At 70.4% G+C, this 14,814-nt stretch carries 12 protein-coding genes; 6 read left to right on the top strand and 6 right to left on the bottom strand.

What is annotated here, in order from left to right:
• Positions 1 to 68: 68 nt before the first annotated feature.
• Together cmtR and AMYNI_RS0107250 are read left to right on the top strand one after the other, a co-directional pair.
• Positions 69 to 407 (top strand): Cd(II)/Pb(II)-sensing metalloregulatory transcriptional regulator CmtR, encoded by a 339-nt coding sequence (cmtR, locus tag AMYNI_RS0107245; RefSeq protein WP_020667327.1) that lies wholly within the window; start codon positions 69 to 71, stop codon positions 405 to 407.
• The gene (locus AMYNI_RS0107250; RefSeq protein WP_020667328.1) at positions 404 to 1,060 is read left to right on the top strand and encodes a cation efflux transmembrane domain-containing protein; all 657 of its coding nucleotides are present in this window, start codon (positions 404 to 406) and stop codon (positions 1,058 to 1,060) included. The genes cmtR and AMYNI_RS0107250 overlap by 4 nt, the downstream gene beginning before the upstream one ends.
• A 27-nt stretch (positions 1,061 to 1,087) precedes the next feature.
• Here AMYNI_RS0107250 and AMYNI_RS0107255 read toward each other — a convergent pair whose 3' ends face one another.
• Together AMYNI_RS0107255 and AMYNI_RS0107260 are read right to left on the bottom strand one after the other, a co-directional pair.
• Positions 1,088 to 2,131 carry a D-cysteine desulfhydrase family protein gene (locus AMYNI_RS0107255; protein WP_020667329.1) on the bottom strand — a complete coding sequence of 348 codons (1,044 nt, stop codon included), beginning with the start codon at positions 2,129 to 2,131 and terminating at the stop codon, positions 1,088 to 1,090.
• A gap of 30 nt (positions 2,132 to 2,161) precedes the next feature.
• Positions 2,162 to 2,764 (bottom strand): nitroreductase family protein, encoded by a 603-nt coding sequence (locus AMYNI_RS0107260; RefSeq protein ID WP_020667330.1) that lies wholly within the window; start codon positions 2,762 to 2,764, stop codon positions 2,162 to 2,164.
• 98 nt (positions 2,765 to 2,862) lie between these two features.
• Here AMYNI_RS0107260 and AMYNI_RS0107265 point away from each other — a divergent pair, with 98 nt between their 5' ends.
• Positions 2,863 to 4,164 (top strand): GGDEF domain-containing protein, encoded by a 1,302-nt coding sequence (locus AMYNI_RS0107265; protein WP_020667331.1) that lies wholly within the window; start codon positions 2,863 to 2,865, stop codon positions 4,162 to 4,164.
• Here the strand turns inward: AMYNI_RS0107265 and AMYNI_RS0107270 are convergent.
• On the bottom strand, positions 4,157 to 6,382 hold the full coding sequence (locus AMYNI_RS0107270; protein WP_020667332.1) for a DEAD/DEAH box helicase: 2,226 nt from the start codon (positions 6,380 to 6,382) through the stop codon (positions 4,157 to 4,159). The genes AMYNI_RS0107265 and AMYNI_RS0107270 overlap by 8 nt on opposite strands.
• A gap of 110 nt (positions 6,383 to 6,492) precedes the next feature.
• Between AMYNI_RS0107270 and AMYNI_RS0107275 the strand changes: the two genes are divergently transcribed.
• From AMYNI_RS0107275 to AMYNI_RS0107285, 3 genes are all read left to right on the top strand, one after another.
• The gene (locus tag AMYNI_RS0107275) at positions 6,493 to 7,692 is read left to right on the top strand and encodes a PucR family transcriptional regulator (RefSeq protein ID WP_157357279.1); all 1,200 of its coding nucleotides are present in this window, start codon (positions 6,493 to 6,495) and stop codon (positions 7,690 to 7,692) included.
• Positions 7,693 to 7,819: 127 nt separating this feature from the next.
• Positions 7,820 to 9,052, top strand: a complete 1,233-nt coding sequence (locus tag AMYNI_RS0107280; RefSeq protein WP_020667334.1) for a lipase family protein — start codon at positions 7,820 to 7,822, stop codon at positions 9,050 to 9,052.
• Positions 9,053 to 9,206: 154 nt separating this feature from the next.
• On the top strand, positions 9,207 to 11,321 hold the full coding sequence (locus AMYNI_RS0107285) for an ATP-binding protein (RefSeq protein WP_020667335.1): 2,115 nt from the start codon (positions 9,207 to 9,209) through the stop codon (positions 11,319 to 11,321).
• Between the two features lie 61 nt (positions 11,322 to 11,382).
• On the opposite strand, the gene AMYNI_RS0107290 is transcribed toward AMYNI_RS0107285, so the two are convergent.
• The 3 genes from AMYNI_RS0107290 to AMYNI_RS0107300 form a co-directional block, all read right to left on the bottom strand.
• Positions 11,383 to 13,062 (bottom strand): TIR domain-containing protein, encoded by a 1,680-nt coding sequence (locus tag AMYNI_RS0107290; RefSeq protein ID WP_020667336.1) that lies wholly within the window; start codon positions 13,060 to 13,062, stop codon positions 11,383 to 11,385.
• 274 nt (positions 13,063 to 13,336) lie between these two features.
• Positions 13,337 to 14,203, bottom strand: coding sequence for a helix-turn-helix domain-containing protein (locus AMYNI_RS0107295; RefSeq protein WP_084628315.1), 867 nt, complete (start codon positions 14,201 to 14,203; stop codon positions 13,337 to 13,339).
• A 302-nt stretch (positions 14,204 to 14,505) separates the two neighbouring features.
• Complete coding sequence (locus AMYNI_RS0107300) at positions 14,506 to 14,715, bottom strand: DUF397 domain-containing protein (RefSeq protein ID WP_040406638.1); 210 nt, start codon at positions 14,713 to 14,715, stop codon at positions 14,506 to 14,508.
• Positions 14,716 to 14,814 lie beyond the last annotated feature (99 nt).

Here is a 14,814-nt window from a genome sequence, read left to right on the forward strand (position 1 = left end):
CACCGCAAGTTAGCCTACCTACCGGTCGGATGGCAAGATAGGTCAGGGCATGCTGTACTGTTTCGTCTGTGCTGACATATGAGACGCGGGAGTCCGCACTGGCGCGACTGGGCAGGGCGCTGGCCGACCCGACCCGGTGCCGGATCCTGACCGCGCTGCTGGACGGGGTGCACTACCCGGGTCAACTGGCCACCACGCTCGGGCTGAGCCGGTCGAACGTGTCGAACCACCTGTCCTGCCTGCGCGGCTGCGGCCTGGTGGTGGCGACCTACCAGGGCAGGCAGGTGCACTACGCGCTGGCCGACCCGCACCTGGCCAACGCGCTGGCCGAATTGGTCAAGGTGGTGCTCGCCGTCGACCCCGCCGAGGAATGCGCCGACGAGCGGGTGCCGGCGGAAGCGCCATGAGCACCCCGGAAACCCGGGCGTGCGACGACGGCTGCTGCGCCGCACCGGCCACGGTGACCGCGGCGCGGCGGGCGGCGCTGGGCCGCCGGGTGCGGTGGCTGGTCGCGGCCACGATCACCTACAACGTCATCGAAGCCGTGGTCGCGATCTCCGCCGGCGCCGAGGCGTCCTCCGCCGCGCTGATCGGCTTCGGGCTGGACTCGGTGATCGAGGTCGCCTCCGCCGCTGCGGTGGCCTGGCAGTTCTCCGGCCCCGACCCGGAGGCCAGGGAACGCACCGCGCTGAAGGTGATCGCGGTGTCCTTCTTCGCCCTCGCCGGCTATGTCGCCTTCGAAGCGGTCCGCACGCTGACCGGGGCCGAGCCGGCGGAGGGGTCCACCGTGGGCATCGTGCTGGCGGCGGTGTCCCTGCTGGTCATGCCCGGCCTGTCCTACGCGCAGCGCCGCGCCGGCCGGGAGCTGGGCTCGGCCAGCGCGGTCGCCGACTCGCACCAAACCCTGTTGTGCACCTACCTTTCCGGGGTGCTGCTGGTCGGGCTGCTGCTCAACGCCCTGTTCGGCTGGTACTGGGCGGACCCGGCCGTCGCACTGGTGATCGCCGTCGTCGCGGTGAAGGAAGGCCGCACGGCTTGGCGCGGCGAGCACTGCTGCTGAACCGGCAGTAGTTCCGAGTCAGGTTTCCTAGCGGAACGCGGCGTCCGCTTCCGGCAGGTATCCGAAGAGGCCGGGCAGTCCGCCGGTGTGCAGGAACACCACCTGCTCACCGGGCCCGATCTCCCCTCGGCCGATCGAATGCGCCATCGCGGCGGCGGCCTTGCCGGTGTACACCGGGTCCAGCGCGACCCCTTCGGTACGGCCGAACAACCGCAGCGCCGCCCAGGCGGCCTCGGTGGGCACCCCGTACCGAGGGCCGCGGAAGGCGTCGTCGACCAGGACGTGGTCCAGCTCCGGCGAAGGAAGGCCGAGCAATCGCGTCACCTCACCGGCCAGCCGGTGCAAGGTCCGCGCGGACTCCTCGGCCGGATTGACCACGCAGGCCGCGTCCACGATCCCGGGCCAGCCGAGTGCCGCGGCGCCCACCGCGAACCCGGCCACGGTGCCCCCGGTCCCGAACGGGATCACCACCCGCGCCCGGTCGATACCCCGCTCGGCCAGCTGCCCGATCAACTCCCCGGCGGCCGCCACATAGCCGAGCAGGCCGATGTCGTTCGAGCCGCCGAGCGGGATGCCGAAGACCTTGCGTCCCTGGGCCGCCGCCTCCGCCAGCAACTCCCGGTGCACGGAATCCGCGTGTGCGGCGTCCTCGCAGATGTGCACCTTGGCGCCGAAAAGGCGGTCGAGCAGCATGTTGCCGGACCGGCGGTAGGCGTCACCGTCGCGCGGCACCTTGGCGGTGAGCACGAGCTCGCACCGCAACCCCACCCTGGCGCAGGCAGCCGCGGTCTCCCGACCGTGGTTCGTCTGCAGGGCACCGAAAGTGATCACCGTGTCCGCGCCGTCGGCCAGCGCCCTGCCCAGCAGGAACTCCAGCTTCCGCAGCTTGTTCCCGCCCGCGCCGACCCCGCACAGGTCATCGCGCTTGAGCAGCACCCGTGGCCCGCCGAGCGCGGCGGTCAACCGGGAAGCGTCCTCCAGCGGGCTCGGCCACTGCCCCAGCGCCACCCGCGGAAAGGAATCCAGGCTCGGGATCACCGCCACCTCCCAGCTCGACGAAAACCCGATCACCAGTCATACCCGAGCGCGGGAGATCTGCGCCTACCCGCGGCTGCCCCAATGCCCGCGGTGCACCACGTCGGCGACGCCCCGGCGCCGCTCCGCGACCCGCGCGGTGTGCGGTGGCACGTCGGGCGACCGGTGGCCGACGGTGATCCCGCCGATCGGCGCGTAGTCGCCGGGAATTCCGAACTCGGCCCGGAACGGTTCGAGATGTTCGGGCGCGATCCCGAAGAAGCAGGCGCCGAGACCTTCGTCCACGGCGGTCAGCAGCATCATCAGGGCGGCCATGCCGGTGTCGATATGCCAGTACGGTGCCGGCCATCTGGCCTCCGCCCTGTCCTCCCATCCCTTGTCCGGCTCGGCGTACCGCTCCAGATAGGCGTTCTTGTGCGCCAGCGGCACGACCACCAGCGGCGCGTCCAGCATCGTCGGCGTCTGCTCGGCCCTGGTCGGCACGAACGGCCAGAAACGAGCCCGGTCGGCGGGTTCGGTCAGCGCGAGAAACGCCCAGCCCTGCGTGAAACCGGCCGACGGTGCCCGCAGCGCGTGGCTCAGCACCCGCTCCACGACCTCCGGGGAAAGCGGCTGATCGGTGTAGTGGCGCACCATCCGGCGCCGCCTGATCACTTCGGAGAACTCCATCGCCCGACCGTATTCGGCGGTACCGACAAGAACGATACCGACAAGACCGGTGCGGAATCAGCGATGATGGAATTAGCGACGGCAAGGGGGGCCATAGCATGCGCGTCGGCAAGGGGGACCACATATCGGCGATGGCCGTTCGCGGCGTGACGGCACCCCGCCGCTGGGCGCTGTGGTCGCAACGCCCCAGGGTGATCGGCTACCTCCTGGTCTGCACGGCCGCCGTGCTGGTCACGACGGCCGTACTGGCGCCAACCACCGTGATCCGGAGCAAAGACCTGGTGGCGCTGGGCGCGCTGGTCGCACTGGGCGTGCTCCAGGTCGAACTCGGCCGGCAGGTGGAACGCGTTCGTCGCCGGGATTTCGGCACCGTGCACATCAACATGACCTCGGTATGGCTGTTCGCCGGCGTACTGCTGCTGCCGCCGGTGCTGACCGCGGCCCTCACCGCCGCCCTGTACCTCCATCTCGCGGTGCGCGTCTGGCGCTGGCTCCAGCGCGTGCCGACGTTCCTCAGCGTCAGCAACGCGATAATCCTCATGCTGACCTGCTACGCGTCGAAGGCGGTGTTCGCGCTGTGCGGTTTCGCCGACCTGCCGTCCGCGGTCGCGGCAGGCCGGCCGGGAGCGGTGGCCGTGGTGGCCGCACTCGCGACGCACTTCGTGGTCAACGCCGCGCTGGTGCTGCCGGCGAGGGAACGGCCCGGCCGCACGATGCGGGAGCTGTTCGGCGACTGGACCGACAACGCGCTGGAAGTGGCCACACTCTGCCTCGGCGCGCTCTACGCGCTGGTCACGGACATCCTGCCCGGCCTGGTGCTGCTGGTCCTGCCGCCGCTGCTGGTGCTGCACCGCAGCGTGTTGATCCGGCAGTTGGAGACCGCCGCGACCGTGGACGGCAAGACCGGCCTGCTCAACAACCCCGGGTGGCACGCGCTCGCCGAGCAAACCCTGCTACGGGCCCGGCGGCAGCGCATCACCTTCGGTCTGCTGATGATCGACCTCGACTTCTTCAAGCGGGTCAACGACACCTACGGCCACCTCGCCGGCGACGACGTGCTCCGGGCGGTGGCCGCCACGATCACCGCCGAAGTCCGCCCCAACGACGCCGTCGGGCGCTTCGGCGGCGAAGAGTTCGTCGTCCTGCTACCCGACGTCACCGGAGACGACATCACGGCCGTGGCCGAACGCATCCGCACGGCGATCAGCGAGCTGACCATCAAGGTGGTCGTCTCGGGCACCACCCAGCTCGTCGACGGGCTGTCCGCCTCCATCGGCACCGCGATCTACCCGCTGGCGGGCACCGGAATCCAATGGCTGCTCGACGCCGCGGACGCCGCTTGCTACCAGGCGAAAAAGTCGGGCCGCAACCGGATCGTGCAGACCAGCGAGCTCAGCTGAGCCCGAGGCGGTGCCGCTCGGCCAGCACGATCCGCTCGGCGACCGGCAGGCTCTCGTCGTCGAGGGTGTCCGGCCGGTGCTCGGCGGCGTCCACCGCGCGGCGGTCCAGGTCCTTCGCGTCGCTCTTGCGCGCGAACTCGTCGAACAGCAGCCTCTTGCGTTCCTGGACCTCGCGCATCCGCTCGTCCACGCTGTCCTTCGCCAGCAACCGGTGCACCTGCACGGTGCGGATCTGCCCCATCCGGTGTGCCCGCGCGACCGCCTGGTCCTCGGTGCTCGGCTTCCACTGCGGCTCGGCGAGGATCACCACCGACGCGGCCTGCACGTTCAGGCCGACCCCGCCCGCCTCGATCTGGCTGAGCAGCACCGCGTGCCCCCGGCGCGCGGTGAACTCGTCGACGAGGCGCTGCCGCTCCCCCGGCGGAACCCTGCCGCTGATCGGCCCGGCGGCCTCCGCCCCGATCGCGGCCTGGATCTTCCCCAGCACTCCCAGGAAGAACGAGAAGACGATCACCTTCCGCTCCTCTTCGCGGGCCTCCTCGACGATCTCGCTGATCCGCTCCAGCTTCGCCGAGTACACCGATTCGAACGCAGCCTGCCGCATCGCCATCAGGTTCCTGGACCGGACGGCGGCCAGATAGGCGGCCTGGTCCGCGGACCTGAGCAGCACCCAGTCGTCCACCTCGATCTTCTCCGGCAGCTCGGTGAGCACGTCCTCCTGGTTGCGCCGCAGGTAAACCGGCGCCACCGCACGCCGGAACCGGTTCGCGCCCGCCACCGCGTCATGGGCGTCGACCCGCCGCGCGATCCCCGGCTGCAGGTAGCCGACCAGGGTGCGGAACTCCTCCACCCGGTTCTCCATCGGGGTGCCGGTGAGGAACAGGGCGCGCTGTGCCCGCGCGGCCGCGGCAGCCACCATCCGCGACCGTTCGGCTTTCGGGTTCTTCACGTAGTGCGCCTCGTCGACGACCAGCATCGCCGATTCGGCTTCCCGCACCTCGTCGAGACGGCCCAGCGTGCCGAAGGTGGTGACCGCGACCCCGCCGGTGCGCAGCCAGCGCCGGGCCGCGGCCGCCCGGTTCGGGCCGTGCAGGCTGTGCGGGGTCAGCCTGCTGTGCTTGGTGATCTCGTTCAGCCAGTTCATCTGCACACTGGCCGGGCAGACGACCAGGAAGCGCCGCTGCCCACCGGCCGCCAGATGGGCCAGCACCGCCAGCGCCTGCACCGTCTTGCCGAGCCCCATCTCGTCGCCGAGGATCGACCGTTCCTGGTGGATGGCGTACTGCGCACCGAAAACCTGGTAGCCGCGCAGCGTCGCCTTGAGCTCGCTGGTGTCCAGCGGGACGGCGGTGATCCGCTGCCGGAGCTCGGCCGGCACGAAACCCTGCGCCGCTTCCAGATCGACGTCGTCACCAGCGCCGCCGACGGTGGACAGCAGCGCGTTGACCGACGCCGCGTCGGTGGCGTACGCACGCCAGAGCTTCTCGTCGGTGTACCCGGCCAAGCCGACCGTGCGCTCGTGTCTTTCGACCGCGTCCCGAAGCTCCTGGGCGAGCGAGGTGGCGCAGCACGCCTCCAACTCGGCCAGCGCGACCAGCGCGGTCCGTTTTTTCGACCGGCGGGAAAGCAGCATGGTCCGCCGCCTTGTCGTCGGACCGGCGGCTTCCAGCAGTGGCGTCGCCTGCTCGCTGAACTCACGGTGCAGCGGGCCGAGCGCGACGGCCGCATCGTCGGCGAACCGGATGGCGGTGAGCGTCGCCAGCAGGTCGCGTTGCGGCGGATCGGGATGGTCGGCCCGGAACCGGAACCGGGTGGACCCGGCCAGCTGGGTCGCGATCGACCGGGCGGCCCGGTAGATCGGCTCGGCCGTTTTCGGGCCGATACCGGGAATCGCGGTGAGCTCCTCGGCGGAGGCGTCCGCGACCTGTGCGACCGTCCGGTACCCGGCGGCGTGCACGGCGTCGAGCTTGCCGCCCTTGCCGGTGACCTCCCGCAACGCCGACACCGGTTTCTCCGCCAGTTCGGCCCGCACCTGCCGCAGCGTCAGCCCGGCCACCTGCCGCTCGGCCAACGCCCGCAGCTCCGCCGGCTGTGCGAGCAACGTCTCCGCGCGCCGGAGCAGGCTCGCGGTCTCGTCAGCGAGGGCTCGCGCACCGGCACCGACCTTCGACCTGGCCGCTTCGACGGCGGCGGCAGCGGCATCGGGGACCTGCGGCAAGTCGCACCTCCGGGCAAACACTCGGATTTGCCTTGGCGATTCGTACGTGACGACAATATGGCGTGAATTCGGAGCCCAGCCGACCGGCGGCACCGGGAACCCTGTCCGTGGTGACGGCACTGCTCCCCCGGGTCGACGAAATCGCCGCCGCCGTGGTGCTGCGCTGCGCCGAAGAGATCCCGGCCTACCGGCTGCTGCCGGCAAGCGTCATCGAAAGCGATCTCGTCGCGAACACCAAGGCCGTCCTGGAGCTGTTCTTCAGCACCGTCGCCGAAGGCAGGGCGCCGACCGACCGGGAACTCGAACTGCCGGTCACCTGGGGCTCCGAACGCGCGCGGGACGGTCTGCCGCTGGACGCGGTGCTGCGGATGTACCCGCTCGGCGCGCAGGAGGCGTGGCGGCTCGCCAACGAGACCACCGACCCGGCCCGGCGCCTGGAGCTGCTGGACATGGTCGGCCGGCTGCTCGATTTCCTGGCCATCGTGCTGCCCCAAGTCGCGGCCGCCTACCTGCGGGAACGGGACGACCTGGACTGGGAGCGGCGGGAAGGGCGGCAGAACCTGGCCAGCACCCTGCTGGCCGGACGCCCCGCCGAACGGGCCGCTGAGCGATCGGGGCGCGGGCTCGCCGAGCGCTACCGCGTGGTCGTGTTCCACCTGCCCGAGCTGCCAGCCGACACCAGCACCCGCGCCACCACCGACCGGTTCCGCTCGATCCAGCACGAGCTCGACGCCGAGCAGGACGTGCTGACCACCTTCGAACGCGACGGCGGGGTCCTGCTCGTCCCCGCCGGGCAGGACGGACAGGCCGGACAGGACCGGCGGGCCAGGGCCGAGGTGGCCAGGCTGCTCGGCCGGATCGACAAGGCGGCAGGCACCCGGTGCGCGGCCGGCGCGGCCACCGCAGACGGGCACGCCGGCATCCCCGCCGCGCACGACGAAGCCACCGAGGTGCTCAACCTGGCCGAACAACTCGGCAGGCCGCCCGGCATCCACTGGCTCGCCGACCTGGCCATCGAGTACCAGATCGCTCAGCCAGGCCCGGCCCGCGCCAGCCTCGCCCGCATCCTGGCCCCGCTCGACGCGCATCCGCACCTGCTCGACGCACTTCGCTCGTTCATCAACACCGGCTACAACCGCGGCGAGGCCGCCACCGCGCTCACCATCCACCGCAACACGCTCACCTACCGGCTCGGCCGGATCCAGACGATCACCGGATATGACGCCACCCGCGCCGAGGACGCGCGGCAGCTCGCGGCCGCGATGACGGCCTACGACATCACCAGGAAAACCGGCCACCCGGCCTCCTGATCTTGGCGCTGTGCACAAACCGGGCAGATAACTGTCTGTGCGTTTTGCCAGCAGACAAGCATGTGAGACGCAGGTCATCCTATGCAGGCAACCAGGATTCCGGAAAGGAAGTCGACCCTTGAAACGAATGATCGCCGCGGTGCTCGCCGTCGCGCTGGGAGTCGCCGCCGTGCCGGGCACGGCGCAGGCGACCGAGCAGGCACCGTCGGCCAGCGCGGAAATCCCACTGCCGAAGGACGACCCGTTCTACCTGCCGCCGGACGGCTACGAGTCCAGTCCCAACGGGACGGTGCTGCGATCGAGGCAGGTCGCGGCCGTCTACCTGGCGTTCCAGCTGCCGGTCAAGGCGCACCAGGTGCTGTACAAGTCCATCGACAGCCACGACAAGCCGGTCGCCGAGGCGGCCACGGTGCTGATCCCCGACGTGCCGTGGACCGGCGCCGGGGAGCGGCCGCTGATCTCCTACCAGCTCGCGGTCGACTCGCTGTCCACCCGGTGCCAGCCCTCCTACACCCTGCAGGTGGGGCTCAAGGCGCCGACGCCGGCCTCGACCTACGAGGTGAGCCTGTCGCTGCCCGCCCTGCTCAAGGGCTACGCGGTCGTCTACTCCGACTATCTCGGCCCGAACTCGGACTTCATCGCCGGGCCGCAGTCCGCGCACGCGATCCTCGACGGGATCCGCGCCGTGCAGCACCACGCGCCGACCGGGCTCACCCCGCGGGGCAAGGTCGCGCTGTCCGGGTACTCGGGCGGCGGAATCGCCACCACCTGGGCCGCCGAACAGCAGAAGTCCTACGCCCCGGAGCTGAACGTCGTCGGCGCCGCGGCCGGCGGGGTCCCCGCCGACCTGAAGGAGATGTTCAACCACAACAACGGCAACCTCGGCTCGGGGCTGCTCATCCTGGGCATCATCGGCCTCGCCCGTGCCTTCCCGGAAGCCGGCGTGCAGGCCATTCTCAACGACAAGGGCCGGAAGCTGTTCGCCGACAACAACGACGCCTGCACCCTCGACGTCGCGCTGTTCCACCCGTTCGAGCGGATCGAGAGCTACACGACCGTGCCCAACGTGACCGAGTCACCGCAGGCGAAGTTCCTGTTCGACACCAACAACGCCGGCCAGCGGACACCCGGCATGCCGTTCTACAACTACCAGGGTCTCGCCGACGAGTTCGTCCCGGTCGGCCCGGCCGACCGCCTGCTCGAGAAGTACTGCGGTGCCGGCGGCACCGTGCAGAAATCGCGAATGCCCTTCGCCGGGCACATAGTCGGGGAGGCGGTCGGCGCGGACGGCGCGCTGAAGTTCCTCACCGACCGGTTCGACGGAAAACCGGCCCGCAACGAGTGCGGCGCCACCGCCTGACGAGGTGATCAAGGTCTGTCCCGGCACTGCGAAAGTGCCGGGACAGAACCTTTTTGCGCCCCCTTTCGCGAGATTGCACCCGTCTAGCAGTCGCGTGTCCGGTGCGGAAACGCGACCATCGAAGGCGGGGCCGGATCAGCGGGGGGCGGAGAAGATGGACGCCGACGCGCGCAATACCGCCTGGCTGAACACCGCGGAGACGGTGGTGCAGGCCGGAACCGTGGTCGGCGGGGTGCATCTGCACCAGGCGGCACGGCAGGCACCGGTGGTGCCGCGGCAGTTGCCCTTCGCACCGAGATGGCTGGTGGCGCGGGAGCGGGAGACGGCCGATCTGACCACCGCACTGGAGCACGGCACCGAAGCGAGCGAAATGGTGCTGCTGGCGGTCGAAGGCCAGGGCGGGGTCGGCAAGTCCGCGCTAGCCCTGCACTGGGCGTCCGGAAATCTCGACCGCTTCCCGGACGGCCAGCTCTACGCCGACCTCGGCGGCTTCGACCCGTCCGGCGCGCCCGCGTCCCCGCTTTCGGTGCTGCACGGTTTCCTCGGCGCGTTCGGGGTGGCGCCCGCGGCCTTCCCGGTGGACCAGAACGCGGCGGCGGCGCTGTACCGGAGCGTGCTCGCGGACAAGCGGGTGCTCGTGGTGCTGGACAACGCGGCCGACACCGAGCAGGTGCTCCCGCTGCTGCCCGGCAGCCCGTCCGGCGCGGTGCTGGTGACCAGCCGGACCGGCCTGACCGGGCTGCGGCTGCGGGGCGCGACCACGCTCCGGCTCGACGTGCTGCCCAGGGACGGGGCGCGCGAGCTGCTGGTCCGGCAGCTTGGCGGCGAAGCCGTGGCCGCCGACCCCCGTGCCGCGGACCTGCTGCTGGACTGCTGCGCGGGGCTGCCGCTCGCGGTCGCGCTGGTCGCGGCACGCACCGCCGGCAATCCGGACCTGCCGCTGTCCGTGGTCGCCGACGAGCTGTGGGACACCCGCGAGCGGCTGGACGCGTTCGACGCCGGGGACGGTTCGGCGGATCTGCGGGCCGCGCTCTCCTGGTCGTACCAGGCACTGAGCGGCGACCAGGCCGGCGGCTTCCGGCTGCTCGGCAAGGCGCCGGCCGCGGAGCTGGCGCCGGCCGCGGTGGCCAGCCTGCTCGCCCTGCCCCCACGCCTGGCTTCGGCGCTACTGCGGTCGCTGGAGCAGAAGAACCTGGTGCGGCAGCACCGGCCGAAACGTTTCCGGATGCACGACCTGGTGCGGCTGTACGCGGCCGAGCTGGCCGACGCGACGGACCCGCCGGCGGAACTCGCCGCCGCAACCCAGCGCCTGACCGACTTCTACCTGCACACCGCGGCCGCGGCCGACCGGCTGCTCTACCCGCATCGCACGCGGGTTGAGCTGCCTCCAGGCACGGAAGGCTGCACCCCGGTCCCGCTGTCGGACGAGGCCGAAGCACTCGACTGGTTCGCCGCCGAACACCAGCAGATCCTGGCGGTGCACCGGGCCGCCGCCCGGCACGGCTGGACCGAGCGGGTGTGGCAGCTCGCCCGCGCACTCGACACCTACCAGTACCGGCGCGGGCTGCTGCGGGACAACGTCGAGACCGCGCGGATGGGTGCGGCCGCCGCGGAGCGGACCGGCTCCCCGCAGGTCCGGGTGCTCGCCTACCGCCAGCTCGGCCGTGCCTGCACGCGGGCGGGAGAACTGGACGAGGCGCTGTCCTGGCTGACCGTCGCGCTCTCGCAGCCGAGCGGTCAGGACGATCCCGAGAACAGGGCGCACACGCACCACGATCTCGCGCGGGCGCACTCGCTGCGCGCGGACCACCAGGCCGCGATCCGGCACGCCACGGCCGCCTTGGAGCTGTACCAGGCGAGCGGGAACACGGTGGGCGAGGCGCACGCGCTGAACGCGGTCGGGCGGCAGTACGCCGCGCTCGGCGACCACGCCCACGCGCACCGGTGCTGCGCCGAGGCGCTCGCGCTGCACGAGCGGCTGGGAAACTCCAGCGGCACCGCGGCGACCCTGGACAACCTCGGGTTCATCGCTGCTCTGGCCGGTCGCCCCGAAGAGGCGGAACAGCGGTACTCGAGCGCGCTGGAGCTGTGCCGCCGGCACGGCAACAGCTACTTCGAGGCGGAGGTGACCGAGCACCTCGCGGACACGCAGCTGGCTCGCGGCCGCACGGCGGAGGGCGCCCGGTCGCTGCGGCGGACCTACCGGCTCTACGTGGCCCAGCATCGTCTGCCGGACGCCGAGCGGGTGCGGCAGCGGCTCGCCGGCTGAGGGCCGGTGCTCAGTGCCGTTCGAAGCCGTTCGAAAGCCGGTCAAAGCCGTGCAAAGCCGTTCAGCCGTGGTGCCGCACCTTCCGCACGATGTCCCGCCATTCGGCCTGCCGGGTCCAGCGGCTGCCGGTCCGTTCTTCGATCCGCCTGCTGCGCTCGCCGACCGCGAGCAGCCGCTCCAGTGGATCCGGGAACAGCCGTTCGAACACCTTGATGTCCCCGCGGTAGACGCCGACCGTCTCCGGCGCGAGCTTGATCAGCAGCCAGCGGCAGCCGGCGACCGAATAGGGCAGCTTGAGCTCGTCGAAGATCTTCAGCGCGATCTCCGCGTCCCTCGCCGCGTTCATCGCGGCGTCGGGCCCACCCTCCTTCAGCCGCAGCCGGGCCCTGGCCAGATGCGCGCAACCGAGCAGTTCCAGGTACGACGCCCCGTCCGCGACGTGCTGCCCGAGCGATCTGATCGCCTTGTCCACGAACTCCCAGGCCAATGTCAGCCCGCCCCGCGCGATGGCGATCTCCGCCCGCAGGATCAGCAGCTCGTGGTACTCCCTGGCCCGGTCCGGGGTCAGATAGCCGACGGCCCGGTCGGCCAGCTTGTTCGCCTGCCGCAGCGCGCCGCGCTGGTTGGACAGCCGGTACCTGGTGAAGCAGATGTGCGCCAGCACCTTGGTGCACACCCCGACCTCGTACACGGCGCGCGTCATCCCGGTGAACATGGTGATCGCGGCTTCGGTGCTGTCCGCGGCCAGGTGCAGGTGGTACTCGCGGGCCTCGCACGGCGCGTCCTCGGCGAGGCCGCGGTGCAGCACGCCGAGGAACCCCTTGCCCAGCGCGACCAGCCACCGGTCGTCGCATTCCTTGGCCAGCCCGATCCCGTCGTGCACGGCCTGCAGCGCGGCTTGCAGCTCGTGCCGCCGGTGCAGATGCCATGCCCTGCCACGGATCAGGATGACCGCCTTCATCCGCTTCTCCTGCTCCGAAAGGTCGGTGTCCTGAAGCGCGGCCAGGCAGCGGTCGCACACCTCGCGCATCAGGCCGGCGTCACCGGCGGACTTGATGATCCTTTCCACCGCGGGAAATCCGCGGACGAAGTCGGTTCCGCCGACGTCGCCGTTCCCGGCGACGTCGAGCCATTCGCGCACCAGCACCAGGTCGTCACCGGAGGACGGGGCCGCCGCCTCCAGGTCGCACACCACCTCACGCAGGCCCCGCACCGCCAGACCACCGCCGCGGTCCTGGATCCGCGCCGGGTCGAGCACTGAGCCCGGTGCCGAACCGGGCGATGGGCCGGACAACGGCCGTAGCGCCAGCAACCGTCGCACGATCTGGTCGACCCCGTCCGCGGTGCCCGGATCGAACCTGGCGATCACCAGGTTCTTCAGCACCGCGGGCGCGAGATCGGCGGAGAAACCGGGGTCCGCCACCGGAATCACCGGGCACCGGTCCGCCTCGGTGTGGTCGAAGATCTTCTGCAGCAGGATCCGGCTCTCGAAGAGAACCCCCTTGCGGCAGGCCGAGGTGTCACCACGGCCGAACCGCCGCACATAGTCCGGGGAAAGCACGCAGAGCACCGGGTTGCCGGCCACCCCGTTGGCGATCCACTCCGGCAGCGAGGACGGGTTGTCCACCGGGAGGTCCCGGTCCCAGAGCACTTCGACACCACGTTGCCGCAAAGCGGCAACCAGCGACTGGCTGATCACCCTCCCCAGGTCGTCGTGGGCATAACTGATGATGACCCTCACTCGAGTTCCTCCAGAAACGACGCGGCGTGCGGAACCGCTCGCGCACGGCCGATAGCGACTTCGGTTGCGGCGCGCCCAGGAGGCCCGGAGTTCGTCGCACGGACGAGCGACGTCGTCGACCACTACCGGGACGGGGGCAGCCACTGGAGGCGGTGAGGTCGTATGCTGAACTTCGGCAGTACGCTCACGCCTCGCGATACGGTGAGTCAAGTGGGTATTGCCACTCGGGCGGCTTCTGTTGCAGCAGGAGCCGCCCTTTTACGAGCTGCCTATCTCATCCTTCCTCCAGCCTGCGCAGTGCCTTGTCGATCATCTCCGGCGTCTCTTCCGCCGGTAGCGCGGCCTTCTCCAAGCCGAAGAACAGCTTGGTGTACTCGTTCACCTTGTCCACGCTCGCGCTGTCGTCGAACAGAGCGTCCTGGTCCGGCTGGTCCAGCGACAGCGCGTAGTCGTTCACCTGGTCGGAAAGTTCGAGAATGACGAACGAATTCTCCATCCCCGGCACGACCCCCGCCTTGAAGGGCAAGATCTGGATGGTCACGTTGGGCCGCGCCGCCACGTCCCGCAGATGCTGCAACTGCTCGCGCCACCCGTCTGGCTCGGTGACCCGCCGGTAGAGCACCGACTCGTCCAGGATGAAGTAGTGCTCCAGTTCCTGGTTGGCCAGTCGCTCCTGCCGGGTGCGCCGCATCGTGACGCCTCGTTCGGCCTTCTCCTTGTCACCCGACGAACGCAGGACCAGTGAGCGGGTATAGGCGGGCACCTGCAGCAACGCCGGCACGAGCCGGAACTGGAACTGGCGGATGCGGACGGCGGAGGCCTCGAGCCCCAGGAATTTGACGAACACGGGCGAGGAGGTTCGCCGGTATTGATCCCACCAGGCGGGCTGCTTGCTCTCCCTGGCCATCTCGACGTAGGTCTCGACCCGGTCCCGGTCCGTGATCCCGTAGTGCAGCAGCAGAGCCTTGAGGTCGGTGATGGACAGGCCCACCGAACCGTTCTCGACGCGGATGAGCTTCGACACCGACCACTCGAGCGCCTCGGCCACATCCTTCTGGGTGAGCTTCAGGGCGTCTCGGGCTTCTCGTAGAGCCGCCAGCAAGCGCCGTTGGCTGCTCAGCGGAGAATGCGCCCTCGTCATGATCCAATACCCTCCCGTCGGCAAATGTGGCAACCTGCCACCTAGCAGAACGATAGCACCCCTTGTGAGGACAGTCACCTCGCCAGCCGGAAATCCGCGCGATGGCAGATTGAGTTAGGTCAGATTGACCTAAGGCAAGCTGCCTCCGAGCAAGCTGCGCCGGTGCAAAACGCGTCAGGGCAGGCTGCCCTATGCAGAGCGAAGGCTGGCAACGCGACTGCTGGCGCGCAGATAAAAGCCCTGGTCACGACGTTGCCAGCGGTCGTGACCAGGGCAGTGGTTTGAGGATGGCCGAGATCAGCTCAGTGTTCTTGCCGATCTTGCCTGGCGCAAACGGTCAGGAAAGCCGACCAGACCGAAGGGGCGAAATCCAGGCGCGGGCCAGGGCTCTTGGAGTCCCGCACCAGGACCCGCGCGGGCGTCATGGCGATCTCCACGCAGTCGCCGTCGTCCGCCTTTTCGTCGCTCGCGGAACTCTTCACCCACCTGAGCCCCGACGACTCGATCTCCACCGGGTGTCGCCTGTCCCGCTGAGCCACGTGTGCCCCCGATCGTCAACGGTCGCGCGTCCGACCTTTCGGCTGATGCAACGGCCCGCGTTCGATCCCCGC

This window comes from Amycolatopsis nigrescens CSC17Ta-90 (genome assembly GCF_000384315.1).
In the GTDB taxonomy this organism is placed as follows: domain Bacteria; phylum Actinomycetota; class Actinomycetes; order Mycobacteriales; family Pseudonocardiaceae; genus Amycolatopsis; species Amycolatopsis nigrescens.

What these genes read in the sequence shown, in the direction of transcription:
- AMYNI_RS0107280 (WP_020667334.1), top strand. Translation starts at nt 7,820, where the DNA reads ATGATCGCCGCGGTGCTCGCCGTCGCGCTGGGAGTCGCCGCCGTGCCG.
- AMYNI_RS0107265 (WP_020667331.1), top strand. Translation starts at nt 2,863, where the DNA reads ATGCGCGTCGGCAAGGGGGACCACATATCGGCGATGGCCGTTCGCGGC.
- AMYNI_RS0107260 (WP_020667330.1), bottom strand. Translation starts at nt 2,764, where the DNA reads ATGGAGTTCTCCGAAGTGATCAGGCGGCGCCGGATGGTGCGCCACTAC.
- AMYNI_RS0107295 (WP_084628315.1), bottom strand. Translation starts at nt 14,203, where the DNA reads ATGACGAGGGCGCATTCTCCGCTGAGCAGCCAACGGCGCTTGCTGGCG.
- AMYNI_RS0107250 (WP_020667328.1), top strand. Translation starts at nt 404, where the DNA reads ATGAGCACCCCGGAAACCCGGGCGTGCGACGACGGCTGCTGCGCCGCA.
- AMYNI_RS0107285 (WP_020667335.1), top strand. Translation starts at nt 9,207, where the DNA reads ATGGACGCCGACGCGCGCAATACCGCCTGGCTGAACACCGCGGAGACG.